Source organism: Aeromonas sp. R4-1 (assembly GCF_040908325.1).
Taxonomy (GTDB): Bacteria; Pseudomonadota; Gammaproteobacteria; order Enterobacterales; family Aeromonadaceae; genus Aeromonas; species Aeromonas veronii.
The window spans coordinates 1-25,439 of record NZ_JBFODM010000051.1; the positions used below are offsets into that span (position 1 = coordinate 1).

Annotated in this window: 28 protein-coding genes; 9 read left to right on the forward strand and 19 right to left on the reverse strand. The window is 59.8% G+C overall.

Translation table 11 applies throughout. The annotated features are described in order from the left end of the window. The 3 genes from AB5Y90_RS08375 to AB5Y90_RS08385 all read right to left on the reverse strand — a co-directional run. Nucleotides 1-1,115, reverse strand: a 1,115-nt coding sequence (locus AB5Y90_RS08375; protein WP_368166786.1) for a retention module-containing protein, incomplete at its 3' end; no start/stop codon positions are given. A 231-nt stretch (nt 1,116-1,346) separates the two neighbouring features. Next, nucleotides 1,347-3,008: a putative transporter gene (locus tag AB5Y90_RS08380; RefSeq protein ID WP_368166787.1), complete on the reverse strand. Its 1,662-nt coding sequence runs from the start codon at nt 3,006-3,008 to the stop codon at nt 1,347-1,349. A gap of 127 nt (nt 3,009-3,135) precedes the next feature. Further along, on the reverse strand, nt 3,136-3,771 hold the full coding sequence (locus AB5Y90_RS08385) for a hemolysin III family protein (RefSeq protein WP_368166788.1): 636 nt from the start codon (nt 3,769-3,771) through the stop codon (nt 3,136-3,138). Nucleotides 3,772-3,945: 174 nt separating this feature from the next. Between AB5Y90_RS08385 and AB5Y90_RS08390 the strand changes: the two genes are divergently transcribed. The 3 genes from AB5Y90_RS08390 (at nt 3,946) to AB5Y90_RS08400 (ending at nt 6,444) form a co-directional block, all read left to right on the forward strand. Further along, on the forward strand, nt 3,946-5,469 hold the full coding sequence (locus AB5Y90_RS08390; RefSeq protein WP_368166789.1) for an aminotransferase class V-fold PLP-dependent enzyme: 1,524 nt from the start codon (nt 3,946-3,948) through the stop codon (nt 5,467-5,469). A gap of 90 nt (nt 5,470-5,559) precedes the next feature. Continuing rightward, nucleotides 5,560-6,123, forward strand: coding sequence for a septation protein A (locus AB5Y90_RS08395; protein ID WP_064335576.1), 564 nt, complete (start codon nt 5,560-5,562; stop codon nt 6,121-6,123). Nucleotides 6,124-6,147: 24 nt separating this feature from the next. Further along, on the forward strand, nt 6,148-6,444 hold the full coding sequence (locus AB5Y90_RS08400) for a YciI family protein (RefSeq protein ID WP_005354350.1): 297 nt from the start codon (nt 6,148-6,150) through the stop codon (nt 6,442-6,444). Between the two features lie 79 nt (nt 6,445-6,523). Here AB5Y90_RS08400 and cysQ read toward each other — a convergent pair whose 3' ends face one another. The 11 genes from cysQ to rpoE all read right to left on the reverse strand — a co-directional run bounded on the left by cysQ (nt 6,524) and on the right by rpoE (nt 16,180). Next, the gene (gene cysQ, locus AB5Y90_RS08405; protein ID WP_368166802.1) at nt 6,524-7,279 is read right to left on the reverse strand and encodes a 3'(2'),5'-bisphosphate nucleotidase CysQ; all 756 of its coding nucleotides are present in this window, start codon (nt 7,277-7,279) and stop codon (nt 6,524-6,526) included. A 199-nt stretch (nt 7,280-7,478) separates the two neighbouring features. Beyond that, the gene (gene pdxJ, locus AB5Y90_RS08410; RefSeq protein ID WP_005335389.1) at nt 7,479-8,216 is read right to left on the reverse strand and encodes a pyridoxine 5'-phosphate synthase; all 738 of its coding nucleotides are present in this window, start codon (nt 8,214-8,216) and stop codon (nt 7,479-7,481) included. A gap of 84 nt (nt 8,217-8,300) precedes the next feature. Next, entirely contained in the window at nt 8,301-9,011 is a 711-nt protein-coding gene (recO, locus tag AB5Y90_RS08415) for a DNA repair protein RecO (protein ID WP_041210624.1), read from the reverse strand. Next, entirely contained in the window at nt 9,012-9,911 is a 900-nt protein-coding gene (gene era / locus AB5Y90_RS08420; protein WP_042053921.1) for a GTPase Era, read from the reverse strand. Then, entirely contained in the window at nt 9,908-10,579 is a 672-nt protein-coding gene (gene rnc / locus AB5Y90_RS08425) for a ribonuclease III (RefSeq protein ID WP_005335394.1), read from the reverse strand. The genes era and rnc overlap by 4 nt, the downstream gene beginning before the upstream one ends. Continuing rightward, nucleotides 10,580-11,503 (reverse strand): signal peptidase I, encoded by a 924-nt coding sequence (gene lepB, locus AB5Y90_RS08430; RefSeq protein ID WP_139472317.1) that lies wholly within the window; start codon nt 11,501-11,503, stop codon nt 10,580-10,582. Between the two features lie 3 nt (nt 11,504-11,506). Continuing rightward, nucleotides 11,507-13,300, reverse strand: a complete 1,794-nt coding sequence (gene lepA / locus AB5Y90_RS08435; protein ID WP_115522000.1) for a translation elongation factor 4 — start codon at nt 13,298-13,300, stop codon at nt 11,507-11,509. Nucleotides 13,301-13,416: 116 nt separating this feature from the next. Continuing rightward, nucleotides 13,417-13,878, reverse strand: a complete 462-nt coding sequence (locus tag AB5Y90_RS08440) for a SoxR reducing system RseC family protein (protein ID WP_040068038.1) — start codon at nt 13,876-13,878, stop codon at nt 13,417-13,419. Between the two features lie 93 nt (nt 13,879-13,971). Beyond that, complete coding sequence (locus AB5Y90_RS08445) at nt 13,972-14,952, reverse strand: MucB/RseB C-terminal domain-containing protein (protein ID WP_005335407.1); 981 nt, start codon at nt 14,950-14,952, stop codon at nt 13,972-13,974. A 21-nt stretch (nt 14,953-14,973) separates the two neighbouring features. Continuing rightward, the gene (locus AB5Y90_RS08450) at nt 14,974-15,576 is read right to left on the reverse strand and encodes an RseA family anti-sigma factor (protein WP_064335572.1); all 603 of its coding nucleotides are present in this window, start codon (nt 15,574-15,576) and stop codon (nt 14,974-14,976) included. Nucleotides 15,577-15,598: 22 nt separating this feature from the next. Then, the gene (gene rpoE, locus AB5Y90_RS08455; protein WP_005335411.1) at nt 15,599-16,180 is read right to left on the reverse strand and encodes an RNA polymerase sigma factor RpoE; all 582 of its coding nucleotides are present in this window, start codon (nt 16,178-16,180) and stop codon (nt 15,599-15,601) included. A gap of 182 nt (nt 16,181-16,362) precedes the next feature. Between rpoE and nadB the strand changes: the two genes are divergently transcribed. Continuing rightward, the gene (gene nadB, locus AB5Y90_RS08460; RefSeq protein WP_005354382.1) at nt 16,363-17,970 is read left to right on the forward strand and encodes an L-aspartate oxidase; all 1,608 of its coding nucleotides are present in this window, start codon (nt 16,363-16,365) and stop codon (nt 17,968-17,970) included. A 140-nt stretch (nt 17,971-18,110) separates the two neighbouring features. Here the strand turns inward: nadB and AB5Y90_RS08465 are convergent, their stop codons facing one another. Further along, complete coding sequence (locus AB5Y90_RS08465) at nt 18,111-18,503, reverse strand: protein YgfX (RefSeq protein WP_201954519.1); 393 nt, start codon at nt 18,501-18,503, stop codon at nt 18,111-18,113. Between the two features lie 19 nt (nt 18,504-18,522). Further along, nucleotides 18,523-18,792, reverse strand: coding sequence for a succinate dehydrogenase assembly factor 2 (locus tag AB5Y90_RS08470; protein ID WP_005335417.1), 270 nt, complete (start codon nt 18,790-18,792; stop codon nt 18,523-18,525). A 111-nt stretch (nt 18,793-18,903) separates the two neighbouring features. Between AB5Y90_RS08470 and ygfZ the strand changes: the two genes are divergently transcribed. Then, a complete protein-coding gene (gene ygfZ, locus AB5Y90_RS08475) occupies nt 18,904-19,812 on the forward strand; it encodes a tRNA-modifying protein YgfZ (RefSeq protein WP_368166790.1) in 909 nt (302 codons plus the stop codon). Between the two features lie 6 nt (nt 19,813-19,818). On the opposite strand, the gene AB5Y90_RS08480 is transcribed toward ygfZ, so the two are convergent. After that, nucleotides 19,819-20,700: a LysR family transcriptional regulator gene (locus AB5Y90_RS08480; RefSeq protein ID WP_042080104.1), complete on the reverse strand. Its 882-nt coding sequence runs from the start codon at nt 20,698-20,700 to the stop codon at nt 19,819-19,821. A gap of 125 nt (nt 20,701-20,825) precedes the next feature. Here AB5Y90_RS08480 and AB5Y90_RS08485 point away from each other — a divergent pair, with 125 nt between their 5' ends. Continuing rightward, nucleotides 20,826-21,272, forward strand: a complete 447-nt coding sequence (locus tag AB5Y90_RS08485) for a PACE efflux transporter (protein WP_159164222.1) — start codon at nt 20,826-20,828, stop codon at nt 21,270-21,272. Nucleotides 21,273-21,434: 162 nt separating this feature from the next. Here the strand turns inward: AB5Y90_RS08485 and AB5Y90_RS08490 are convergent, their stop codons facing one another. Next, the gene (locus AB5Y90_RS08490) at nt 21,435-21,791 is read right to left on the reverse strand and encodes a hypothetical protein (protein WP_069529227.1); all 357 of its coding nucleotides are present in this window, start codon (nt 21,789-21,791) and stop codon (nt 21,435-21,437) included. Between the two features lie 244 nt (nt 21,792-22,035). Here AB5Y90_RS08490 and cutA point away from each other — a divergent pair, with 244 nt between their 5' ends. The 3 genes from cutA to AB5Y90_RS08505 all read left to right on the forward strand — a co-directional run bounded on the left by cutA (nt 22,036) and on the right by AB5Y90_RS08505 (nt 24,685). Then, nucleotides 22,036-22,353, forward strand: a complete 318-nt coding sequence (gene cutA / locus AB5Y90_RS08495) for a divalent-cation tolerance protein CutA (protein WP_368166791.1) — start codon at nt 22,036-22,038, stop codon at nt 22,351-22,353. Then, nucleotides 22,350-24,140, forward strand: coding sequence for a protein-disulfide reductase DsbD (locus AB5Y90_RS08500; protein ID WP_368166792.1), 1,791 nt, complete (start codon nt 22,350-22,352; stop codon nt 24,138-24,140). The genes cutA and AB5Y90_RS08500 overlap by 4 nt, the downstream gene beginning before the upstream one ends. A gap of 131 nt (nt 24,141-24,271) precedes the next feature. Continuing rightward, complete coding sequence (locus tag AB5Y90_RS08505; RefSeq protein WP_042080037.1) at nt 24,272-24,685, forward strand: hypothetical protein; 414 nt, start codon at nt 24,272-24,274, stop codon at nt 24,683-24,685. A 54-nt stretch (nt 24,686-24,739) separates the two neighbouring features. Here AB5Y90_RS08505 and AB5Y90_RS08510 read toward each other — a convergent pair whose 3' ends face one another. After that, nucleotides 24,740-25,327, reverse strand: coding sequence for a hypothetical protein (locus AB5Y90_RS08510; RefSeq protein ID WP_368166793.1), 588 nt, complete (start codon nt 25,325-25,327; stop codon nt 24,740-24,742). Between the last annotated feature and the right edge of the window lie 112 nt (nt 25,328-25,439).

The window sequence follows — 25,439 nt, forward strand, 5'->3', positions numbered from 1 at the left end:
TCGGCCACCTCGGTGGTCACCTTGCTGCTGGTGTCCAGCTGCTCGTAGTTGCCACCGCTGCTGCCGGTGATGCTCACCGTCAGGCTGCTGCCATCTTTGTAAACGTCGTCACTCGGGGCATCGACCGTCACGCTGCCGCTCAGCTCGCCCGCCTTGATGGTGATGCTGGCGCCGTTGGACAGGGTCAGCACCAGGTCACTCTGCGGGGCATTGTTGACACTGGCGCTGTAGGTGATCTGCCCACCTTCGTTGACCTGCGCCGGTGCGCTCAGGGTCACCGTGGTGGTGTCCACGGTGTCGTTAATCTGGGTAGTCGTTGAAGGTCCAGTGATAATCTGGTTGAAACCACCGCCCTGAGTACCGGTAATCGAAACGGTGATCGTTGACGGGTCGACATAAGGGCTGTCCGCTGGAGCAGCAACAGTGAATGAACCGGAACTCTGGCCGACGGGAATGGTGATCACTACACCATTTGACAGCTGAATAACCAAGTCAGAACCAAAAACAGGTTCATCTAATGTCGCAGTAAAGGTGATAAACCCACCTTCATTCACCTGTGCATCTGCACTCAAGACAAGGTCAACGGAGGTAAAAAGAGGATCATCTTCACCAACTGCTTCAAGCAGTGGCTCACCATTGGCGTTGTAGGTGGTATCGAAGGTGGCTTCAGCAATGGTTGCGGAACCGGTACGGTCGATGGTGACAAAACCGCCGTTGCCACTGGCACCGGCGACACCACCGATACCGCCACCGCCAGCAGCAGGTGCACCGCCTGCTGCAGAGGCTTCAAAGGCCTGGGTCGGGTCAGCGCCACCCAAAATGGCCTGTTGCAGGGCATTGATATCATCAGGAGTGCCAGCGGCACCATTTTGAGCCAGCTGGGGAGCATCCTCCTCTTCGGCAGGCTCACTCTGCTCGCTGGCTGGTTGCACATTGAACGACTGTCCGCCGCCCATGAAACTGGCGCCATCCGGCGACATGATCACCGCCCCTTTCGGCAGCACATCACCTTCAGCCAACAGCTTCCGGCTGCCATCTGCGGCAACCAGATAAATTTGTCCTTTAAGTTGGGTTACGGTTACGCCCTGTTCCAAGGTAACGGCATTGGTGATCATGTTCTCTCCTGAATCCTGATTTGAATGCAATAAGCCACAGCCTACTTTGCAGACTGAGGGGAAAAATAACCAGCTCGAAAATTCGAAAGGATAGACCGATTTGAGGCTGAACTGTTCAGCCAGACAGAAGTGTATAAAACGAGGTTGCGAGAATAGCAAAAACCAAAATTATCAATAGATTACAGAATGATGACGGGAGCATGACAAGGCATGCTCCCGTCAGGATGAACCCTAGGCTCCCGCCCAGAGGATGATAGCCAGCAGCTGTGGCGAGATGATCCGCAGAAACATCACCAGCGGGTAGACAGTGGCGTATGAGAGCGCACTGGCGCCACTGGTCGGGTGCATGGCGTTGGCAAAGGCCAGCGCGGGAGGATCTGTCATGGAGCCGGCCAGCAAGCCGCACAGGGTCAGATAATTCATCTTGCCGTAGAGGCGCGCCAGCAAACCGACTACCAGCAGCGGGATCAGGGTGATCGCCATACCGTAGAGCATCCAGGCCGGGCCATCGCCGTTGATCAGGGTATCGACGAAGCCGGCACCGGACTTGAATCCAACCACCGCCAGAAACAGCACGATCCCGATCTCCCGCAGCGCCAGGTTGGCGCTGGGTGGCATGAACCAGTAGAGCTTGCCGATGCTGCCGATCCGCGACAGGATCAGCGCCACCACCAGCGGCCCCCCCGCCAGACCCAGCTTGAGGGCGGCCGGGAAACCGGGCAGATAGAAGGGGATGGAGCCGAGCAATACGCCAAGGCCAATCCCGATAAATACCGGCAACATCTGCACCTGTTGCAGTTTTTGCTGCACGTTGCCGACCACATTGGTCACCGCTTCGATGGCGTCGAGACGGCCAACCAGGTTGAGGATGTCACCAAACTGCAGGCTGGTCTGACTGGTCGGCACCAGTTCGATACCGGCACGGTTGAGACGGGAGATCACCACGTCATAGCGCTGTTTGATGTCCAGATCGCGGATCTTCTTGCCAAGAACCTGCTCGTTGGTCACCACTACTCGCTCGACGCGCAGATCGGTGCCGCGGGTCGAGAGCGAGGTCTCCACCTCCTCCCCCAACACCAGCAACACCTTGTGCAGCGCGTGACGCTCACCGACCAGGTGCAGCAAGTCACCCAGTTGGATACGGGATTCCGGCCGTGGCACCATCAGCTCGTCGCCCCGCTTGAGCCGTGAACAGATGACATCCGACTCGTCGAGACTCGGGATCTCGCTCAGCATCAGGCCGTGCATGTTGGGGTTGCGCACCGCGATGTTGATAGTCTGCAAGCTCTCCTTGGTTTTACCGGTTTGTAGCTCGAACTGGGCGGCTTCATCGTCGATCTTGATGCGAAAGAAGACCCTAACCAACCACATGGTGAGCAAAATGCCACAGATGCCGAACGGATAGGCAACCGCATATCCCATCCCCATCAAACCGGTAGAACCGGGCGCGGCGCCCAGCTCGGCCAGGATCTGCTGGCCCGCACCGAGGGATGGCGTATTGGTGACGGCACCGGAGAAGACCCCCAGAATGACCGGCAACGGCACATCGAAAAATTGATGCAAGCCAGCGGCCACCACGCAGCCAAGGATGACCAGCAAGGCGGCAAAGGCGTTGAGTTTGAGACCCGAACTGCGCAATGACGAGAAGAAACCCGGCCCGACCTGGATGCCGATGGTATAGACAAACAGGATCAGGCCAAATTCTTGAATAAAGTGAAGCGTTTGTGCATCCAGCGCGAGATCGGAGGCGCCTGCAAAGTGACCCACTATGATGCCGCCGAACAGCACCCCCCCTATTCCCAAGCCAACGCCATAGACTCGCCAGTTTCCCAGCCAGAGTCCTAGCACTGCCACCAGCGACAACATGCTGATGGAAAGCGCGATTTCACTCATTTCGTGCATCCTTTGCGAATTGAACTGGCCCTAGCTTGTCAGCAAACGCTGATGCCAACTGTGTGATACCGCACGAATTTATCCTTTTACGCGCCAAAAATACCAATTAAGGGCTAGTTGCAAGACGTTAGGCGACGTAGCCGTAAATGGCCATAAAGTGACAGACGCTGCCACCCAGCACAAAGAGATGCCAGATGGCGTGGTTATAGGGGATCTGCTTGGCCACATAGAAGATGACCCCGAGGCTGTAGATAAGGCCGCCAAGCCCGAGCAGCAGCAGCCCCTCACCGGCCAGATGGATATAGAGCTGATAGATGACCACCAGCGACAGCCAGCCCAACATCAGGTAGGTAAAGAGCGACAACTTCTTGAAGCGGTTGATAAACACCAGCTTGAACACCACACCAGCCAGCGCCAGGGCCCAGATCACCACCATCAAGCCCTTCGCCAGCGGCGTGTCGAGCGCCACCAGCAGGAAGGGGGTATAGGTGCCGGCAATCAGCAGATAGATGGCGCAGTGATCAAACACCTTGCACCAACGTCTGGCCCGCTCTGACCCCATGCTGTGATAGAGGGTCGAGGCGAGATAGAGCAGCACCAGACTGCCGCCATAAAGGCTGTAACTCACCAGCGCCTGCGTACCCTGTCCCCATCCCTTGATGAGCAACAACACCAGCCCGATAATCCCCAACAACAATCCCGCACCGTGACTCAGCCGGTTTGCCAGCTCCTCCCGGGGGGAGTAATCCATCACACCACTCATAACATTCACTCCGTCATCATTGGCGACACTCTACCCAGCACCATTTCAGAGTACAAGTGTTCGCTTAAAAAATGGGGTGGCTGTCACCCGCTCCCCTTTGGTGTATGCTCTGCCGCCGATGCCCGACAGAAGCGGCATAGACACCTACCCCGGTGACCTGGTCTGGAGAACCTGATGAAGTTGACTGAGCTGTTTGCACAAGCGGATCCCGCCTTTGGCGAGGCGATGAGCACCTTGCTGGAGACCTTCCACCACTCCGACGACAGTCAGGCCCCCTATCAGCGCGACCTGTTCACCCACCAGCTCGATCAATCCCGCATGCCAGCAGTCGGCCAACCTATCGAGGAGTATCTGGCGCGGCTGGCTACTCTGGTACCCGGCGCCTCGCACCTCACCTCGCCACGCTACATGGGCCATATGACGGCGCCACTGCCGGCCTATACCGCCGAGCTGTCGCGCCTGCTGGTAATGCTGAACCAGAATCCGATGAAGATGGAGTCCTCCCGCCTGCTCAGCTTTCTGGAGCGGGAGGTGCTGGCCAAGCTGCACCGCCTCATCTACGGCATGGACGATGCCTTCTACGGCGAGCAGATGCATGCCAAGGATGCCGCCCTCGGTGTCATGACCAGCGGCGGCACCATCGCCAACGTCACCGCCCTCTGGCTGGCTCGCAACCGCGCCTGTGGCGACAACCTGTTTGCCCTCTACGAGCAGGGCTATCGCGGCGCCGTCATTCTGGGCTCCCGCCTGATGCACTACTCCTTCGACAAGGGGATGGATCTGCTGGGGCTGGGCGCCCGCAGCGTTTGGCGCCTCGAGACCGACGAGCAGAACCGGCTCAGTCTGGCGGCGCTGGAACAGGCTCTGATCCAGTGCAAAGAGCAAAAATTGAAAGTACTGGCATTGGTCGGCGTGGCAGGCAGTACCGACTTTGGCTCCATCGACCCCCTGCCTGAGCTGGCCGCCATCGCCGAGCGCGAGCAGATCCACTTCCACGTGGATGCCGCCTGGGGCGGCCCAACCCTCTTCTCCCCCCGCTATCAAGGTCTGCTGGCCGGAATAGAGCAGGCCGACACCGTCACCCTGGATGGTCACAAGCAACTGCTGGTGCCGCTCGGTACTGGCATGCTGCTCTGCCGCCAGCCCGACCTGATGATGGCGGTCAAGCGAGAGGCGCCCTACGCCATTCGCGCTACCTCATTCGATCAGGGCCGCTTTACCCTGGAGGGCACCCGCCCGGCCAACGCCCTCTATCTGGATGCAGCTTTCCAACTCTTCGGCCAGCAAGGCTATGCCGAGCTTATCGAAGCCAACTACGACCGGGCCCGGCTGATGGCCGAGCTCATCGAAAGCGATCCTGCTTTCGAGCTGATGTCGGCGCCGGTGATGAACCTGCTCTCCTACCGCTGCATCCCGCCCCACCTGCAGGGCAAGGTGCTGGATGAGACGGCCAATGCGCAGATCAACGACTTCAACGTGGCACTGCAAAAAGCCCAGCGGGCCGAGGGGCACAGCTTTGTCTCCCGTACCCAGCGCGCCGTGGTGCGCTACGGTACCCAACCGCTCACCCTGCTACGCGCCGTGCTGCTCAACCCTCTGATTGAAGAGCGCCATATCCGCGACCTGCTGGCCGATCAGCAGCGACTGGGGATCTCCATTGCACGCCAACTGTTTGGCGACAGCGCGGAACCGGCGTAAAAATGAGCGGTCTTATTCATTTGCCGTTGTCCGCCATGCAGGTAGACTGGGCGAAATTTGCAGGCCATCTTTGAGGACTAGGCGCCAGACATGAAGCAATTTATTGAATTTATTCCACTTATCGTTTTCTTCGCGGTCTACAAGTTCTACGACATCTACATGGCTACCGGCGCACTGGTGGTGGTCACCGGTCTGCAGCTCGCCTATAGCTGGATCCGCTATCGCAAGGTCGAGAAGATGCAACTCTTTACCTTCCTGCTGGTCGGCTTCTTTGGCGGCCTCACAGTTTTCTTCCACGATGACACCTTCATCAAGTGGAAAGTGACTGTCATCAACGTACTGTTCGCACTGGGTCTGCTCATCAGCCGCTACGGCTTTGGCAAGAATCTGATCAAACAGATGCTGGCCAAGGAGCTGCAAGCACCCGATAAGGTCTGGGACACAGTCAATCTCGGCTGGGTCGGCTTCTTTACCGTCTGTGGCCTGCTCAACCTCTACGTGGCATTCAACCTGCCGCAAGAGATGTGGGTCAACTTCAAGGTGTTCGGCCTGCTGGGGATGACGCTGGTCTTTACCCTGCTGAGCGGCGTCTATCTCTATCGCCACATCCCTGCCGAGCAGTTGTCACAGCAAAAAGACGAACCAAAAAAATAACCCTCATCAGAAAAGGATTGTCTCATGTGGTATCTCATCTACTCAGAAGATGTTCCCGATAGCCTGCCACTGCGCAAGCAAGTTCGCCCTGCCCATCTGGCTCGCCTGCAAGCCCTGCAGGATGAAGGTCGCCTGCTGACCGCCGGCCCCAACCCGGCTATCGATGCCGAGGATCCGGCCGATGCAGGCTTTACCGGCAGCACCGTCATCGCCGAGTTTGCCTCGCAGGCGGACGCCCAAGCCTGGGCCGATGCCGATCCCTATGTGGCCGCCGGTGTCTATGCCAAAGTGACCATCAAGCCGTTCAAAAAGGTCTTCTGACCGCAAAGCGAATAGCGAAATAAAAAGGCCGGACTGGAAGTTCATTCCAGTCCGGCCTTTTTGCATCCCGATATCTCGTTTATGCCTTGGCGACAAACCAGGGGTTGAGAATGTCGGGCTTGTTGTAGGCGAGGGGCGAGCCATCGAGTTGGGTGACGCTGCCACCCGCCCCCTCCAGCACCGCCTGTGCCGCGCCGGTATCCCACTCGCAGGTGGGGGCAAGGCGCGGATAGAGCTCGGCGTCCCCCTCGGCAATGATGCAGAACTTGAGGGAGCTGCCCATCGAAACCAGCTCGATCTCGCCAAAAGGAGCCAAGAAATCGAGGGTCTCCTGCGACAGGTGGTTGCGACTGCCCACCACTCGCCACGCCTCGCCTTCACGATGAGGCCGGGTCTGGATAGGCTCGCGCTTGCCATCGGCGATGCGCCAAGCACCGAGCCCCTTTCCGCCATACCAGAGCTTGTCCAGCACAGGGGCATAGACCAGCCCCCAACGCGGCGCCCTCCCTTCAATCAGCGCGATATTGACGGTGAACTCGCCGTTGCGCGAGACAAACTCCTTGGTGCCGTCGAGGGGATCCACCAGCCAGTAGCGGGACCAGCCGTGGCGCGCCGCCATCACCTCGGACCCAGACTCCTCCGACAATACGGGAATATCCGGAGTCAGCCGTGCCAACCCCAGAACGATCACCTCATGAGCCCCCTTGTCGGCCGCCGTCAGCGGGCTCTCGTCGCTCTTGTACTCCACCGCGAAGGGCTGGCTGTAGATGGCCATGATGGCCGCTCCCGCCGCACGGGCGACAGGTTCAAGTTCGGTGATATCGGGGTGGTACAAGGGATGATCCATAACAATCTCGTCCAACTCACAGGGTCAACCAGTGTAACCCTTTTGACATCAACTGCTTATAGCCGATTGTGCTGGGTTATTACTGCGCGGGTGCCGCCCTCGCTTGAACAGGGCCTGAAATAACAAAGGACGCCGTGGCGTCCCTTGTTATTTTTGGCAGCCTGTCTCAGGCCGCCGGTCTGGTGAGTCAGATCCCCTGACGGGCTTCCTGCATCAGCAGGCGCATATCGCTCACGGCCTTGGCCAGACCATCGAAGGCGGCACGACCGATGATGGCGTGGCCGATGTTGAGCTCATAGAGCTCGGGGATGGCGGCGATGGCCTTGACGTTGTGGTAGTGCAGGCCGTGACCAGCATTGACCTTCAAGCCCTTGCCAGCGGCATAGGAGGCGCCGGCGGCGATACGCTTGAACTCGGCGTTGCGCTCGGCATCTGTGGTGGCATCGGCGTAACGGCCGGTATGGATCTCGATAAAGGGGGCGCCACTCTCGGCAGCCGCATCGATCTGGATGGGATCGGCGTCGATAAAGAGGGATACCTGGGCACCCACAGCAGAGAGGCGGGCAACGGCGTCAGTCACCTTGTCCAGCTGACCGGCCACGTCCAGACCGCCCTCGGTGGTCACTTCGGTGCGCTTCTCCGGCACCAGACAGACGAAGTGGGGTTTGATGCGGCAGGCGATGCCGATCATCTCTTCGGTCACCGCCATCTCCAGGTTCATTCTGGTCTGGATAGTCTGACGCAGGATCTCCACATCGCGGTCGGTGATGTGGCGGCGATCTTCACGCAGATGCACGGTAATGCCATCGGCCCCGGCCTGTTCGGCCACGAACGCGGCCTGTACCGGATCCGGATACTGGGTGCCACGGGCGTTGCGCAGAGTCGCGATATGGTCGATGTTCACACCCAGATAGATTTCACTCATTGAGAACTCCTTGAAAGGCTTCATCTGTTGACTGCGCGGTCAGTGAATCACCCCGCGCCAATATCCGTATGTCTGTAATCTGTGTCAGCCTTGGATGCTGGCTTTGCGTTTTAAAAACAGCTCCCGGCTCTTTAGCTGGCGCTTGCCCAGATAGGGTTGCAGTGCCAGTCGGCTGAAACGTTTGGCCGCCTGCAGCAAGGGAGGGGTATCGAAACGTCCCTCGGCAAAGGCGAGCAGGTGGGCACCGAGAAACAGGGTACGGGGATCCGGCGCCCGCTCGCAAGCAACAAAGCCCAATTCACGCTCGAAGCCATAGAGCAGGGTCGGCTCGATGGGCGACTCGTCGTCCGCCGTGTATTCGAAATCCACCGCATAGCCGAGCGCCTGCAACAGCAGGAACTCGAAGCGACGCAGCGGCAGCTCCGGCGTCTCGCCATCGGCCAGCGCCATGATGGCACGGGCATAGGCATCGAATACTTCGGGGAACGGGGTGTGCGCTTCCAGCAGGTAGTAGACCAGCTCGTTGAGATAGAGGCCGTAGAAGAGGCGATCGCCACCGAGACGCAGGGAGTGGTCGGGGCATTCGACCTGGGTGAGGTTCTTGAGATCCCCCTTGCCGCGCCAGGCGATGGTGAGCAGGGTAAAGGGTTGCAGCAGCCCCTTGAGAGGGGAGCGTGGCCCGCGAGAACCGCGAGCCACCAGAGTAAATCGGCCACTATCCTGGGTGAAGACCTCGACCAGCTGGCTGGTCTCCCGATAGGGCCGACTATGGATGACGAAAGCCGGGGTCAGCAATCAGTCGTCACCATAGCCGAGACTGCGCAGGGCGCGCTCATCATCAGCCCAGCCCGACTTGACCTTGACCCACAGCTCGAGGTGCACCTTGTTCTGGAACAGACGCTCCATATCGAGGCGCGCTTCGGTGCCGATGGTCTTGATCTTCTCGCCCTTGTTACCGATGACCATCTTCTTCTGGCCATCGCGCTCGACCAGGATCAGGCCGTGGATGTGGTAGAGGCCGTTCTCTTCCACCTTGAAGCGCTCGATCTCCACCGTCACCGAGTAGGGCAGCTCCTCGCCGGTGAAGCGCATCAGCTTCTCGCGGATGATTTCGGAGGCCATAAAGCGGGAGGAGCGGTCGGTCACGTAATCTTCCGGGAAGAAGTGGACGTTTTCCGGCAGCAGATCCTTGGCCCACTCGCGGATCTTCTCCACGTTGGTGCCCTTTTCGGCACTGATGGGCAGAATATGGGCGAAGTTCATCTGTTGGCCCAACCACTCGAGGTGGGGCAGCAGATCTTCTTTCTCTTTGACGTTGTCAATCTTGTTGACCGCCAGCACCACCGGGCACTTGAGATTGCGCAGCTTGCCCAGCACCATCTCGTCGTCTTTGGTCCAGTGGGTACCATCGACCATGAACACCACCATGGCCACATCACCCAGCGAACTGGTGGCGGCACGGTTCATCAGGCGGTTGATGGCCCGTTTCTCTTCAATGTGCAGACCCGGGGTATCGACATAGATGGTCTGGTAGTTCTCCTCGGTATCGATCCCCAAAATCCGGTGACGGGTGGTCTGGGGCTTCTTCGAGGTGATGCTGACCTTCTGGCCAAGCAGCTTGTTGAGCAGGGTGGACTTGCCCACATTCGGGCGGCCCACGATGGCGACAAAGCCGCAATAGGTAGTATCTGTCATGACAGTTTTTCCAATGCTTGCTGCGCCGCGGCCTGTTCGGCCTTGCGACGGCTGGTGCCGACCCCGACGAGGGGACCATCCAGACCTTCCACGTCACACTGGACGGTGAACTCCTGGTTGTGTGCCTCGCCCTTGACGTTGGTCACAGTGTAGGTCGGCAGGGATTTGCGGCTTCCCTGCAAAATTTCTTGCAGACGGGTCTTGGGATCTTTCTGCTCGATGCCCGGCTTGATCTCTTCCAGGCGGCTGGCGTACCAGCTCAGCAGCAGTGTCCGCACCGTCTCAAGATTGGTATCCAGATAGACGGCACCGATCACCGCCTCGACCGTATCGGCCAGAATGGATTCGCGGCGAAAACCGCCGCTCTTGAGTTCGCCGGGACCGAGGATCAAGTGATCCCCGAGGTCGAACTCCCGGCCCAGTTCGGCCAGGGTCTTCTCGCGCACCAGGGTGGCGCGCATCCGGCTGAGATCCCCTTCCGCCGCTTGCGGGAAGCGGTGGAACAGATCGTCGGCAATCACCAGACTCAAAATGGAGTCCCCCAGAAATTCCAGTCGTTCATTGTGACGGGAACCGGCGCTGCGGTGAGTCAGCGCCCGGGTCAGCAGTTCCAGATCCGCAAAGACATGCCCGAGACGGGACTGCAGTCTGTTCATCTTGATATTCATTTACTTGATTCCGCCAATGCGGTTGAAGCGCACACCTGTCGGTACCCAACTTGGCAGCAGGGAGCCTTCTTCGCGCTCGAATTCAAAACTTATCCAGATAGCGACCGCCTTGCCGACCAGATTCTGTTCGGGCACAAAGCCCCAGAAGCGGCTGTCGGTGCTGTTGTCGCGGTTGTCGCCCATCACGAAATACTGGCCTTCCGGTACCACCCACTCGTCGGGGTAGGTGCCGGGCTGGCGATAGTAACGGCCAACCATGTCGGGCATCAGCGGATTGCGCAGGGTCTCGTGGGAGACATCACCCAACTGCTCGGTATAGCGGTCAAGGGGGATCCCCATCTGGGTAAATTCGCCTCTTTGTTCAAACTTGACGTCGAGCTTCTTGAAGCCCGGGCACGTTTTCCCTTCCTGCTCTTCGCACTTGGGCCGGATCATCAGCTCCTTGTTGCGATAGATGATCCGATCACCCGGCATGCCGACCACCCGCTTGATGTAGTCCACCCGCGGTTCGAGCGGGTATTTGAACACCACCACATCGCCACGCTTGGGCTCACCAGTCTCGAGGAACTTGGTGTTGGTCACCGGATCCCGCAGACCATAGGCAAATTTTTCCACCAGGATGAAGTCGCCCACCAGCAGGGTGGGCATCATGGAACCTGACGGGATCTGGAACGGTTCAAAAATGAACGAACGCAGGATCAGCACAAAGGTGATGACCGGGAAGACCCCGGCGGTCTGTTCAATCCAGACCGGCACGGGGGCCACCTTGGCCAGGGTCTTCTCATCCAGGTGGGCACCGCCATGGGCACGAGCCACGGCAATCTTGGCGGCGCGCTGCTTGGACCAAATCATCTTGTCCAGACACCAGATAACACCGGTGATCGCGCAGACCACCACCAGGATCAGGGAAAACGTGCTTGCCATCTATTAATCCTTTCCGACGTGGAGAATCGCGAGGAAGGCTTCCTGCGGCACGTCGACACGGCCGAGGGACTTCATCCGCTTCTTACCTTCTTTCTGCTTGTTCAGCAGTTTCTTCTTACGACTCACGTCACCACCGTAACACTTGGCGGTTACGTCTTTACGCAGAGCCTTGACGGTGCTGCGAGCGATGATCTGGTTGCCGATGGCCGCCTGAATCGCGATATCGAACATCTGGCGCGGGATCAGCTCACGCATCTTCTCCACCACCTGACGACCGCGATACTGGGCGTTCTCCTTGTGGGTGATGATGGCCAGGGCATCGACGCGCTCACCGTTGATCATGATGTCCAGACGGACCATGTCGGAGGTTTCGAAACGCTTGAAGCCGTAGTCCAGCGAGGCGTAACCGCGACTGGTGGATTTCAGACGGTCGAAGAAGTCGAGCACCACTTCCGCCATCGGGATTTCATAGGTCAGCGCCACCTGCTTGCCGTGGTAGACCATGTTGGTCTGCACGCCACGCTTCTCGATACAGAGGGTGATCACGTTGCCCATGTACTCCTGCGGCAGCAGGATATGACACTCGGCGATCGGCTCGCGCATCTCCTTGATGCTGGTGATGGCGGGCATCTGGGCCGGGCTGTCGATATGGATGGTGGAGCCGTCGGTCAGCTCGATCTCGTACACTACGGTCGGCGCCGTGGTGATCAGATCCAGATCGTATTCACGCTCCAGACGCTCCTGAATGATCTCCATGTGCAGCATGCCGAGGAAGCCACAACGGAAGCCGAAGCCCAGCGCAGTAGAGCTCTCAGGTTCGAAGAACAGGGAGGCATCGTTCAGGGAGAGCTTGTCGAGGGCGTCACGGAACGACTCGTAGTCATCGCTGGAGATAGGGAACAGACCCGCATAAACCTGCGGCTTCACCTTCTTGAAGCCGGCCAGCGCCTTGTCGGCACCGTTCTTGGCCTGAGTCAGGGTATCGCCCACCGGCGCGCCGTGGATGTCCTTGATACCGCAGACAACCCAACCTACCTCGCCGCAACCCAGACCCTGGGTATCCACCTGCTTGGGCGTGAAGATACCGATACGATCGACACCCCACACCTGACCGGTGCTCATCACCTTGATCTTGTCGTTCTTCTTCAGGGAACCATTCTTGATCCGCACCAAAGAGACAACGCCCAGATAGGAGTCGAACCAGGAGTCGATGATCAGCGCCTGCAGCGGGGCATCCGGGTCACCTTCCGGCGCCGGGATCTTGGCCACGATCTCTTCCAGCACCAGATCAACACCCAGACCAGTCTTGGCGGAGCAGCGCACCGCATCGACCGCGTCGATACCGACGATGTCTTCGATCTCCTCGGCAACCCGCTCGGGTTCTGCGGCCGGCAGGTCAATCTTGTTCAGCACCGGCACCACTTCCAGATCCATTTCCATGGCGGTATAGCAGTTGGCCAGAGTCTGTGCCTCAACCCCCTGGCCGGCATCCACCACCAGCAGCGCCCCTTCACAGGCCGCCAAAGAGCGGGAGACCTCGTAGGAGAAATCCACGTGGCCCGGGGTGTCGATAAAGTTCAGCTGGTAGGTGTTACCGTCTTGTGCCTGGTAGTTCAGGGTCACACTCTGTGCTTTGATGGTAATGCCGCGCTCGCGCTCCAGATCCATGGAGTCAAGCACCTGAGCCTGCATCTCGCGGTCGGACAAGCCACCGCAAGTCTGGATCAGACGGTCCGACAGGGTCGATTTACCGTGGTCGATGTGCGCAATAATCGAAAAGTTACGAATGTGTTTCATCGAGCAAGAGTCACTCAAAATTAGTTAAGGTCAGTTATGGAGGCGCGATTTTACTGGATAACCCGGCTGACGGCCATTCTTTAGTCGCCAGCGCCAGTGAAATAGCGCCTGTTCAGTCAGGGGAGGATGCGGACAGGGACAACAACGCCGAGCATCTGCGGGCCGTAACGCCCCTGATCCAGGCGATTGGAAAAGTAACGAACCAGTAAAAAGCCCAGCACGCCCCCCAGCAGGCAGCAGAGAATGGTAATTCCCTCCCCGCCCGAGAGCAGCGGTGCCAGCCAGAGCTGCCCCAGCAAGGCGCCGGCCAACAGACAGAAAAGCGGCAGCACATAGACCAGCGCAGCCCCGCGCAGCAGACTCTCCTGCGGGATACCGAGCCTCACTTGCTGGCCAACCCGCACCTCGGCGGTCAGCCTGACCCGCAAGCGGGGAGCTTTCAGGGGAAACGCCTTGGCCACGGTGCCGGTACCGCAGTTGGATTGCTGCTGACAACCACTGCAGGCGGAGCGACGCTCGCACTCCACCCAAGCATGGTCACCCTCAATGGCCACCACGGTCGCCAGCTCTTCACTCATCTCATTCAAGGCAACACCTCGGGTTCACACAATCAGGGGATCTGACCACGACTCGCCACGCTCGGCAAGCGGGGAACAACCCCGCATCCCCCGTTACTGCACCGCTTCGTTGCGGGCCAGCGGCTGGACTGACTCGGCGATGCGCTTGGCGGTCTCGGCAGGCACCTCGCCGACCACGGTGATCTCGACCCCCACCTCGTTGACATAGCTCACCAGCGAGGTCGCCCCCTGGCGGATCAGCTGCTGGCGCACCGCCTGCTTGGGATCGACCCGGGAGACGTAGACCGAGAGATCCACCAGCCCGTCGGAGAGCATCATGTAATCCACCGGCATACTGGTGGTCACCAGCTGGTGCCGGTCTTGCGACAGCACCTTGAAGCCATCGGGCAACCAGGTGATCTGCCAGTTCAACTGCTGTTGTGGCGCCGGATAAGCATCCTCCAGCGCCAGCGCCGGAGGCTGCTTGCTGTTGGCCAGCTTCACCAGCCAGGGGGCCGGTTTGCTCTGCAGATCCAGTTCGACACCAAGTACCTGCTCCACCAGATTGCCTTCCCGCTCGACCATGTCGATCCGCAGCAGCAAGTGGCTCTGCTCGTCAATCCAGAGCACGAAACCATATTTATCGGCCTCTTTAGGCACCAGCCTCACCACCTGTGCCACCACACCGGCGACCCGGCTGCGGCCGGCCAGCACAGGATCATAGCTCTCCAGCACCTGCGCCAGCGGCATCTTCACCAACGTCGACCAGATACCGGGGAAGCGGGCATCCTTCAGGGTGTAGGGATCGTGGCTGTTTTCAAAGAAGGTGTATTCGTTCTGGCGCTGGAGATACTCGATCGCCTTGCCGTCGAGGTAACTGAGGTGGGCCACTTCCTTGCCGTTGATCACGGCATGGCTGATCCGGATCGGTTCAAGACGCCCCTGACGGGCCTTGACCATGGACAACTCGAAATTCTGTTGCTGCACGGCACTCTGCATCTGCTGCAACAAGGCCTCGGCCGACTTATCGTCGGCCGAGGCCTTGGCACTGATCAGCAGGAGAGAGGCCAGCAAAATACGGCTGGACTGGCGCACGTTTGTATCCCTGACAATTCGTTATTGTTGGAGCTGTCTGTCTTGCAACAGGCGCTGCTGCAACTGGTGGTCACGCAGGAAGGCGTTGATCCGCTCCCGCTGCTCCTGCATCTGCTGTTCGGTCAGCCCTTGCTGACGGGCACGGGCGCCATCCTGTTGCGGATAGTGAACACTCACAGGTGCAGCACTGCCACCGATTGGAATGGTATTGAGCACCGGATTGGCCGGAACGCCATCCTGTCCCTGATACTGCTGCACCCCGAAGATAACGGCAGCGGCCACGGATGCCGCAATGGCATATTGACCCAACTGCTGACCGACACGGCGGAACAACGGAACCACATTGGAATCTGTCTTGACCGGTGCAACGGCAGGTTGCAGCACGGGAGCCGTCTCGACCGGCTTGGGTGCCAGTATGGTGGGCTCATCCTCCAGCGCAGCCATGATGCTGTCACTGAGATCCAGTTGCAGATTGACCGGCAGGTCACCCCGCATGGCATCGCCGATCAGGTGGTAACGACCCCAGGTATCTTGCAAGTCAGAGTCCATCTCCAGCTCGTTCAGTACCTCTGCGTCACTCAGGTCACCATCCATCAGGGCAGAGATTTGCTCTTTATTTGCCATAAGTTAACCCGTCTTTCCCCAGTTAATTCTCGATCAGAGGTTGCAGCTTTTTATCGATTGCTTCCCTCGCCCGGAAGATACGGGATCTGACCGTACCCACTGGGCAATCCATGATTTCGGCAATCTCTTCGTAGCTCAGCCCTTCCAGTTCGCGAAGGGTGATAGCTGTCCTCAGGTCTTCCGGCAATGCCTCTATGGCTGAAAACACGGTGCGTTTGATCTCGTCAGTCAGCGCCAGGTTTTCAGGGGTTGAGACCTCTTGCAAGGCTTCACCACCACCATAAGACTCCGCTTCGTCAGCCTCCACATCACTGCTGGGCGGCCTGCGCCCCTGGGAGGTGAGATAATTCTTCGCCGTGTTCACGGCAATTCGGTACAACCAGGTGTAAAAAGCACTTTCGCCACGGAATGTCGGCAATGCACGGTAGGCTTTTATAAAGGCCTCTTGCGCCACATCGGGCACATCACCGGGATTGTTGACATACCTGGCAACCAGGTTGACCACCTTATGCTGGTATTTTTTTACCAACAGGTTGAAAGCTGCTTTATCGCCGCGCTGGACCCGTTCAACCAGCTGTTCGTCCAGTAGATTCTGGTCGCTCATCAGAGCCGTAAAACCCCCATCAGGTTATCGTTTTTCTTTTCCGGCCCTTCCTAAGCGCACAAGTTCAGACAGGGAGAATCAGAGAAAGTTCGCTTCAATTGAAAAAAATGTGATGCAGGCTGCATCCTCGCCCTCGCTTGGGCTACCATGGTGCCAGTTCTTAATCCAGGCCAATGATACTTATGAAAGCAAGTGTTGAATACCTTTGCGATGTACTGATCATTGGCAGCGGTGCCGCTGGTTTGTCCCTCGCGTTGCGATTGGCAGACCACGCCAAAGTCCTGGTTCTGAGCAAGGGGCCCATCAGTGAAGGGGCCACTTTCTATGCGCAAGGAGGCATCGCTGCCGTTTTCGACGAAACCGACAGCATCGAATCCCACGTGAGCGACACGCTCAACGCGGGCGCCGGGTTGTGTGACCCGGCAGTGGTCGAGTTCACCGCACGCCACGCCCGCGAATCCATCCAGTGGCTCATTCAGCAAGGGGTCCCCTTCGATCAGGAGGAGAACGCCGACGGCGAGTCCCAGTACCACCTGACTCGTGAAGGGGGCCACAGTCATCGCCGCATCTTCCACGCGGCGGATGCCACCGGCAAGGCGGTGCAGCTCACCCTGATCGATCAGGTGCGCGCTCACCCCAATATCCAGCTGATGGAGCGCTTCAACGCGGTCGACCTCATCACCACCCGCAAGCTCAACCTGCCGGGCAACAAAGTACTGGGCGCCTACGTCTGGAACCGCAACGCCGAGCAGGTCGAGGTGATCCGTGCCCGTTTCGTGGCACTGGCCACCGGCGGAGCCTCCAAGGTCTACCAGTACACCTCCAACCCGGATGTGAGCTCTGGCGATGGCATCGCCATGGCATGGCGGGCCGGTTGCCGGGTGGCGAACCTGGAGTTCAACCAGTTCCACCCCACCAGCCTGTTCCACCCCGATGACCCCAACTTCCTGCTGACCGAAGCGCTGCGTGGCGAGGGGGCCTATCTGCGCCGCCCGGACGGCAGCCGCTTTATGCCGGAGTTTGACGAGCGGGCCGAGCTGGCGCCGCGCGATATCGTCGCCCGCGCCATCGACCACGAGATGAAGCGGCTCGGGGCGGACTGCATGTATCTGGACATCAGCCACAAACCGGCCGATTTCATAATCAAGCACTTCCCGACCATTTATGAGCGTTGCCTCGCGGTCGGCATCGACATCACCAAGGAGCCGATGCCCATCGTGCCTGCCGCCCACTACACCTGTGGCGGCGTGATGATCGACAACAACGGCCAGACCGATATCCCCGGCCTCTACGCCATCGGTGAAGTGACCTACACCGGTCTGCACGGCGCCAACCGCATGGCCTCCAACTCCCTGCTGGAATGCGTGGTTTATGCCCATCAGGCGGGGGCCGACATTCTGGCCAAGCTGCCGATGAGCGTGGAGCCGCCGCGCCTGCCGGTGTGGGACGAGAGCAAGGTGGAAGATTCCGACGAACTGGTGGTGATCCAGCACAACTGGCACGAACTGCGGTTGATGATGTGGGACTACGTGGGGATAGTGCGTACCAACAAACGCCTGGCCCGCGCCAAGCGCCGCATCGACCTGCTCAAGCAGGAGGTGCAGGAGTACTACGCCAACTTCCGCGTCTCCAACAACCTGCTGGAGCTGCGCAACCTGCTGCAGGTGGCCGAGCTTATCGTCAACTGCGCCCTGCAGCGCAAGGAGTCGCGCGGCCTGCACTACAACCTGGATTATCCGGATATGCTGCCGGACTCCAAACCGACCGTGCTGACCCCGGAGCGGGATTAATCCCCCTTCCCGTAAAGCGTTGCAGCAATCAGTGACCCCGCCCCGGCGGGGTCACTGTTTTTTCAGCAAATAGTGCCACCAACCACATGGCAGCGGCTTATCGCGATAAATCAGCGCATGGTCATCACGGAAAACAGGCGTCAGCGCCGGGACGGCAGAAAGTGGATGGCTCGCGCCAGCAGGCGGTAATGTTCGGGGGGAAGGGCATCGGAGAAGAGCCACAGTTGCCGTGGCGACACAGCTCCACTCTCTTGCAGTTCGGAACAAAGCGCCAGCCTGAGCACACCGGGCAGAATGCGGCTTTTCTTGTCGAGCTGATAGCGGCGACCTTGCCACTGCAACCACTGACCATCCCAGACAAGCTCGAACGGGGGCTCGGCAAGCGCACGCCAGCTCAGCCAGAGCGCCACCAGCCAGACGGGCAGCAACAGCGCCCACTGCCAACCGGCAATCAGGCCAGCCACCGGCCAGAGCAGCAACAGAAAGAGGGCCACCAGCAAATATTGCTGATGGCGGGAGGGGTGAACCTTCATGATCACCCGCTCCACGGTATTACCCCTGGCGGTCGTGGCGCGCCTGATTGCGCTCCAGGATCATCGGGATCATGGCGGCAAATGCGGGATCGGCAGGAACACCATGACCCATGCACCATTTGAACAGATCCGGATCGTCGCTCGCCAGCAGGCGGATAAAGGTCTGCTGATCGGCTTCGCTCAGGGAGTCGAACTCGTGTTCGAAAAAGGGCATAAAGATCACATCCAGCTCGAGCATACCGCGACGGCAGGCCCACTTCAGGCGGGATTTTTCAACTGGGCTCAACATGGCACTCTCCTTACAAAGACCGGGGGATGGTACCAGCTGGATTTTCCGGCTGACAAACATTAGTTACGTCTTTACCATGCAGCTCACATACTTTCTCTCTGGAATACCATCGTGAGCCTGCAACCACCTGTTTTTCCTGCCGAGCCGACCCGCTTCTCCCTGACCAAGCTGGCCATCACCCGTATCAGCGGCCAGGATCGCGTCAAATATCTGCAAGGTCAGGTCACCTGTGATGTCAACGCCCTGCAACCGGGGCAACAGACCCCGGGTGGCCACTGTGATCCCAAGGGCAAGCTGTGGAGCAATTTCCGCCTGCTCTGCCTCGACGACAGTCTGCTGCTGCTGACCAGCCCCTCGGTACTTGAGCGTCAGCTGCCGGAGCTGACGAAATTTGCCGTCTTCTCCAAGGTCGAGATCGCCGCAGACGAACGCCACGCCACCGGGATCGCCGGTACGGGCAGCGATGGCTGGATCACTGCCCAGTTCGGCCTTGAGCAGAGCGGTCTTATCGACGGCGGCATGGCGGTGAAGATTGAGCAGGATCGCTGGCTGCTGGTGAGCAATCAGCAAGCCGACGCCCTGCCGCAAGGTGACGAGTCACTCTGGTGGGGGCTCGAGATCAAGGCGGGTCTGCCACACATGGAAGCGGTGCATCAGGGGGAGTTCATCCCGCAGATGCTCAACCTGCAGGCACTGGACGGCATCAGCTTCAACAAGGGCTGCTACATGGGGCAGGAGACGGTGGCCCGCGCCAAGTATCGCGGCGCCAACAACCGCGCCCTGTTCCTGCTGGCGGGCACTGCCGGCGAGCCGGTTGCCAGCGGCGATACCCTGGAGCTGCAACTGGGTGACAACTGGCGCCGCAGCGGCATGGTGCTCAACGCCTGGCAACAGGCCGGGCAGGTGTGGCTCACCGCCGTACTGCCGAAAGATACCGAGGCTGACGCCCAATTCCGCCTCAAGCAGGACGAAGGCTCCCGCCTCACCCTGCAACCCCTGCCTTACGCCCTGACCGAGTAAGGTCGGCTAGCGAGGCACGCGCGCCAGCAGTGCCTCCTTCAGCCAGCGCCCCGCCTGCCCCAGCGGGCGGGCGCGATGCCACTGCAACTCCAGCGCCAGCGCGTGGCTGGCGATAAAGTCCGGCTCCAACACAACAACCTCGCCCCGCTTCAGCGGTTGATGCAGCAGAAATTCCGGAATGGCGGACCAGCCAAGGCCCCGCTTGACCAGCTCCAGCACCCCGAGATCCCCCTCGACCCACCACACCTGAGCCGAGATGCGAAAACGCTGACGCTCGCTCCCTTCCCGTCGGCCGGTCACCATCAGCTGACGTGCCCCCTGCAGATCGACCTCCCGCAGCGGCTGCTTGCGGGCCAGAGGATGATCCGGTGACACCACCAGCGGCATGGTCACCTCCCCCAGCGAACGGGCGACTATCTCCCGCTGGGGATGCACCTTCTGATAGCTGATGCCGAGCTGGGCCCGACCGGTCACCAGCATCTCGGTCACATCTTCCATCAGCGGGAAGAGCAGCTCCAGCTCCACGGTCGGGTAACGAGTGGCGAACTCCTCCAGCAGGGTGCCGAGCCAGGGCAGGTGGGAGTCGTCATCGATGGCCAGAGTGAGCCGCGTCTCCACCCCGGCCGCCAGCTCCCCGGCAATGGATTGCAACCGTTCACTCTGCGCCAGCAGGATCCCCGCCTCCTGCACCATGCGGGCCCCCGCCTCCGTCAACTGCGGATAGCGGCCGCTGCGGTCAAACAGGGTGAGCGCCAGATCGATCTCCAAATTGGCGATAGCGCTGCTCACCACCGACTGCGCCTTGCCCAGCTTGCGGGCGGCAGCGGAAAACGAGCCGGTTTCGGCGGCCGCCAGCAAGATCCTCAGTTGTTCCAGTGATGGCGTCATCTTATGGCCCTCCGGCAAGCTCTCTCATCCATCTATTTTAGCGATGGATACCAACATGAATCTATCGCTAAATATCTATAGATTAACCTGCAATTCGTGAATGAACCTGATTGAGAGAGTGACTTATGCGTACCCGTAACGATCGCCTGCGCCATGCCATTGGCTTTGAATTTATTGGCCTGCTGATTGCCGCCCCGCTGGCCAGCTGGGTTACCGGGGTTGGGCTCAACCATATGGGCCCGCTGGCACTGTTCTTCTCGGTGCTGGCCACCGTCTGGAACTACATCTACAACATCGGGGTCGACAAGCTGCTGCTGCGCTATCAGGGCCATACCCACAAGACCCTGTGGCAACGGGTGCTGCATACCTTCGGCTTTGAGGGCGGTCTGCTGATCGTCGCGCTGCCGGTCATGTCCTGGTGGCTGAGCGTCAGCATGCTGGAGGCGCTGGTGCTGGATCTGGGCTTCGTCGTCTTCTATCTGATCTATGCCTTCGTCTACAACTGGGGCTATGACAAAGTGTTCCCCATCCCCCGCGAAGTGCCGCACGGCATGCCCCAAGAGGCGCGCTAAGGCACGAATCAGTTGGATTGAAACCGAGAAGTGAAGGTCAACAAGGGAAGGCAACTGAAGAAACGACACGGCCCCATCATGGCAGACATGATGGAGCCGCAAGAGGGGTCAGCGCTGGCAGGCCGGCTGATTCAGAGGTAAGGATTCAGGCCTGCCCGTCGCTCAGGCCTGGGCCTTGAGCTCTTCGCCGCTCTCGTCAGTTGCGACAGCCTCTTCAGGCTGCGCCTGAGCGGCCTGCAGCGCTTCCAGCTCGCTCTGATAATCGCTCAGGATCTGCTGGGCAACCGCCATATCTCCCTTGTGTTTGCGCTCGAACAGATGGTGCTGCACCACGCCGTTGAGATACTCCACCGTGATGGGCTGCTCCAGGGTGGCCATCAGCTCCTCTTTCTCCAGCTCGGCATTGATTTCATCGGCGGTGGTGCGCAGCAGCCCAGCCAATTGAACCAACATGCGGCGCTCACCTTCGCGCAGCAGGCTCAACATGCGGTTTCTCTGCTGCTCATTCTGTTGGGTCATACATTTCCTTACGTCAATTGGGAACAAGCCCGCTCATTCTGCCCTGTCCCCATGACAGCGTCTATCTCATGCCCCCCACAAATTTTTGGCGCTGGCTCACAAATGGCTACAGATGCTATTTGAAGCGGCTCTGGGGTATAGTAGCCGCTGATTTTCAGGCGCTTTTTTCACCTTCATCCGCAGACAGGGATGAGACGGCAAGGGCGCCTGCCCGGTTTACCCCAACGAGGTGAAGATCCGCTTTATGACCGACGCCATTGTGGTGCTCTGCACCTGCCCAGATCAAACCAGTGCCGACCTTCTCTGCGAACAGCTGCTGAACCAGCGGCTGGCCGCCTGCATCAATCAACTGCCGGGCATTACCTCCGTCTATCGTTGGCAAGGCAAGGTGGAGCGCGCCACCGAGATCCAGCTCATCATCAAATCCCGCCAGCTACTCTTTGCCGAGCTGCAGGCATGTATTCAAACCAATCACCCCTATGAGGTTCCCGAGCTGCTGGCCCTGCCGGTGAGTGCCGGACTACCCGCCTATCTCGACTGGCTCAATGGGGAGACCGAATGACATTCACCCGCTTGCTCTCTCCCCTGTTGCTGCTCTGTGCCCTGTTGACGACAGCGGTGGGCAGCTCCCCTGCCCACGCCAGCGGCGCCGATCTGCTCAGCTCGCTGGGCATTGAAGCAAATGCCAAACCCAAATTTTTGCAGGTCGATGAGGCCTTTCAGATCGAGAGCGAACAGCGTGGCGATCAGCTGCTGCTGACCCTCCACATCGCCGACGACTACTACCTCTATCGCCATAGCCTGCGCTTCAAGGGGAACAACCTCACCTTCAGCGAGCCGACCCTGCCGGAAGGCACCGAGCACGAGGATGACTTCTTCGGCAAGACCCGGGTCTACTACCAGCAGGTGAGCATCGCGGTGCCGCTAAAGGCGGTGGGGGAAAATGCCACCCTGCGGGTGCGCTATCAGGGCTGCACCGACGGCCTCTGCTATCCGCCGACCGACAAGCTGATCGATGTGGCCCCGCTGGTCACGGCAACCACAGCATCCACTGCGGAAACGGCACAAAGCGTCGCACCGGTTAGCCAGCAGGATCAGCTGGCCGCCGCCCTCGGACATCAGGGGTTCTGGCTCAGCATCGTCGCCTTCTTCGCGCTGGGGCTGGGGCTCGCCTTCACCCCCTGCGTCTTCCCCATGTATCCCATTCTGACCGGCATCATCGCCGGTGCCGGCCATCGCCTCTCCACCGGTCGCGCCTTCCTGCTCTCCCTGGTCTATGTGCAGGGGATGGCGGTCACCTACACCTTGCTTGGGCTGGTAGTGGCCTCGGCAGGTCTGAAATTCCAGGCGGCGCTGCAACACCCCTATGTGCTGATCGGCCTCTCGGTGATGTTCGTGCTGCTAGCCCTCTCCATGTTCGGACTCTACACCCTGCAACTGCCGAGCAGTTTGCAAACCCGGCTCTCCGGTCTCTCCAACCGCCAGCAGGGGGGCTCAGTAGTCGGGGTCGCCATCATGGGGATGATCTCCGGGCTGGTCTGCTCCCCCTGCACCACGGCGCCGCTCTCGGGGGCGCTGATCTACGTGGCCCAGAGCGGCGATCTCTGGCTCGGCGGGGCGGCCCTCTATGCGCTGTCACTGGGGATGGGTCTGCCGCTGCTGCTGCTCGGCACCTCGGGTGGCAAGCTGCTGCCCAAAGCAGGCGCCTGGATGGATGTGATCAAGCAGCTGTTTGGTTTTGCCCTGCTGGCAGTGCCGATCCTGCTGCTGTCACGGCTCTGGAGCGATCAGATTGCTACTCTCGCTTGGCTCGGCTGGGGGCTGCTGCTGTGCGGCTATCTCTATCACCACAACCAGCACCAGCCCCACTCGGTGGCCAGAAGCGTGCGCGGCTTCGTACTGTTGCTGGCGATGATCAGCGCCGTGGTAGTGGGCAAGGATCTGCTGCAACCGGCCCCCCCTGCTGCCATCACGGCGGATGCCGGTCAAACGGCACCGCAGTTTATCCGCGTCAAGACGCTGGATGATCTCAAGGTGCAACTGGCCGCCGCCCGTGGCAAACCGGTGCTGCTCGACCTCTACGCGGACTGGTGCGTCGCCTGCAAAGAGTTCGAGCACAAGACCTTCAGCGACCCCGCGGTGAGGGAGCGCTTCGGCCAGATGGTGCTGCTGCAGGCGGATGTCACCGCCAACGACGATACCGATATCGAGCTGCTCAACGGCCTCAATGTGCTGGGACTGCCGACCCTCATCTTCTTCGACCGCGAGGGCAAGGAGCTGACAGGGCTGCGGGTCACCGGTTTTATGGGGCCTGCCGAGTTTCTGGGCAAACTTGATCAGCTACGCTGACCAACGGTGCCCCTGTCGACAGGCAGGGGCCGCCTCATGCGTTACGCACTGATTTTTCTGGCAATCCCTTGTATATGACCGGCAGCATGGCAGAATTTGCCCTTCGATTGTCTCGCCCGTCCGGAGTTTTGATGAAAAAGTGGTTCATCCCCCTGCTAGCCCTCTGGCTTTATGGCTGCAGTGCAGGGCCCGGTGAAGAGGATATCCGCCAGCAGGTCACCGCCAAGCTGCTGGCCGAGACAGACGCCAACCTGTTCGATATCAGCGACTTCACCATCCTCGGCAAGGAGGAGCGGATGGAGGGGGTCTATCTGGTCAAGGTGAGTTACCAGCTCCACTTCAAGCAGGGGCTCGATCAGTTGCAGGTGTTACACGACGAGGACCTGGTCTACGACCGGGTTGGCCCCTTCCAGCAGGAGATGGGGCTGATGGAGCTCGAGCGCAAATATGGTGAGTTCGAGGCGGGCCAGGTGCTGCCACAAGAGGCCGAGGTGTGGATGATGAAGGACGAACAGGGCTGGCGGCTGGCGGAACCGGCCCAATGAAGCGCTTTCCGCCCCTTATGCTCTGCAACGACTCTCCTGCCGTTGCCAACCAGCTCAAACCTGGGTATCGACCCGATACCCTTTTCGCTCGGCAGGTTCGTTCGGCAGCTTGCTGGCCAACCCTGACAGCACCTCCTTGAGGGTGCCCCCTCTCTCTGCCGCACCGCTGCTCTCCAGCAGCTTGGTCAGCTGGCTCTGCAAGGGATTGACCGCTTCACGCTCGGCTCCTTGCTCGCTCTCTTTTTCCTGTCCGCCCTGTTGCTCCAGCGTCTCCAGCAGGCGCTCTAGATCCCGCTTGAGCGGGTTTTCGCTGCTGTCGGCGATGGCGAGTTTGCGCTGTTCCTGCTCTTGCCGCTGTTGTTGCTGCAATGCCAACTGTTGCTCCTGCTGCTGTTGCAGGGAGCCCATCATGGTGTTGATGAACGCTTCCAGCGAATCTCTGATTGAAACAGTGCCACCGCCGCTGCTCTCCCCTTGCGGTGACAGCCCCAGCTCATCCAGCACAGCGCCAAGGTCGCGCACCAGGCTGTCACTGCCCGTTGATGGTGAAGTCGCAGCCCGCCCCTGTGCCTGCACGGCGGGAGAACCCTGCCGTTGCGCCAGCGGGCTGAGCCCGCCTGACGCGACCACATTTATCTCCATCTTGGCCCTCCTCTCCCCGTCCTCAGCTCTTTCTCGGCAAGTATTCCGGCAAGCAGACACACCCTCGTCCCCTTGGCAGATAACCGCTCTCACACCTAAAAGATAGCGCCAA

Bases quoted from the DNA above. Each gene is read 5' to 3' on its own strand.
- AB5Y90_RS08505 (WP_042080037.1), top strand. From the start codon at position 24,272: ATGAAAAAGTGGTTCATCCCCCTGCTAGCCCTCTGGCTTTATGGCTGC.
- lepA (WP_115522000.1), bottom strand. From the start codon at position 13,300: ATGAAACACATTCGTAACTTTTCGATTATTGCGCACATCGACCACGGT.
- AB5Y90_RS08490 (WP_069529227.1), bottom strand. From the start codon at position 21,791: ATGACCCAACAGAATGAGCAGCAGAGAAACCGCATGTTGAGCCTGCTG.
- nadB (WP_005354382.1), top strand. From the start codon at position 16,363: ATGAAAGCAAGTGTTGAATACCTTTGCGATGTACTGATCATTGGCAGC.
- AB5Y90_RS08390 (WP_368166789.1), top strand. From the start codon at position 3,946: ATGAAGTTGACTGAGCTGTTTGCACAAGCGGATCCCGCCTTTGGCGAG.
- era (WP_042053921.1), bottom strand. From the start codon at position 9,911: ATGACAGATACTACCTATTGCGGCTTTGTCGCCATCGTGGGCCGCCCG.
- AB5Y90_RS08450 (WP_064335572.1), bottom strand. From the start codon at position 15,576: ATGGCAAATAAAGAGCAAATCTCTGCCCTGATGGATGGTGACCTGAGT.
- AB5Y90_RS08500 (WP_368166792.1), top strand. From the start codon at position 22,350: ATGACATTCACCCGCTTGCTCTCTCCCCTGTTGCTGCTCTGTGCCCTG.
- AB5Y90_RS08380 (WP_368166787.1), bottom strand. From the start codon at position 3,008: ATGAGTGAAATCGCGCTTTCCATCAGCATGTTGTCGCTGGTGGCAGTG.
- AB5Y90_RS08485 (WP_159164222.1), top strand. From the start codon at position 20,826: ATGCGTACCCGTAACGATCGCCTGCGCCATGCCATTGGCTTTGAATTT.
- AB5Y90_RS08440 (WP_040068038.1), bottom strand. From the start codon at position 13,878: ATGAGTGAAGAGCTGGCGACCGTGGTGGCCATTGAGGGTGACCATGCT.
- pdxJ (WP_005335389.1), bottom strand. From the start codon at position 8,216: ATGAGTGAAATCTATCTGGGTGTGAACATCGACCATATCGCGACTCTG.
- AB5Y90_RS08465 (WP_201954519.1), bottom strand. From the start codon at position 18,503: ATGAAGGTTCACCCCTCCCGCCATCAGCAATATTTGCTGGTGGCCCTC.
- AB5Y90_RS08400 (WP_005354350.1), top strand. From the start codon at position 6,148: ATGTGGTATCTCATCTACTCAGAAGATGTTCCCGATAGCCTGCCACTG.
- lepB (WP_139472317.1), bottom strand. From the start codon at position 11,503: ATGGCAAGCACGTTTTCCCTGATCCTGGTGGTGGTCTGCGCGATCACC.
- AB5Y90_RS08395 (WP_064335576.1), top strand. From the start codon at position 5,560: ATGAAGCAATTTATTGAATTTATTCCACTTATCGTTTTCTTCGCGGTC.
- cutA (WP_368166791.1), top strand. From the start codon at position 22,036: ATGACCGACGCCATTGTGGTGCTCTGCACCTGCCCAGATCAAACCAGT.
- AB5Y90_RS08470 (WP_005335417.1), bottom strand. From the start codon at position 18,792: ATGTTGAGCCCAGTTGAAAAATCCCGCCTGAAGTGGGCCTGCCGTCGC.
- AB5Y90_RS08510 (WP_368166793.1), bottom strand. From the start codon at position 25,327: ATGGAGATAAATGTGGTCGCGTCAGGCGGGCTCAGCCCGCTGGCGCAA.
- rnc (WP_005335394.1), bottom strand. From the start codon at position 10,579: ATGAATATCAAGATGAACAGACTGCAGTCCCGTCTCGGGCATGTCTTT.
- AB5Y90_RS08385 (WP_368166788.1), bottom strand. From the start codon at position 3,771: ATGAGTGGTGTGATGGATTACTCCCCCCGGGAGGAGCTGGCAAACCGG.
- AB5Y90_RS08480 (WP_042080104.1), bottom strand. From the start codon at position 20,700: ATGACGCCATCACTGGAACAACTGAGGATCTTGCTGGCGGCCGCCGAA.
- rpoE (WP_005335411.1), bottom strand. From the start codon at position 16,180: ATGAGCGACCAGAATCTACTGGACGAACAGCTGGTTGAACGGGTCCAG.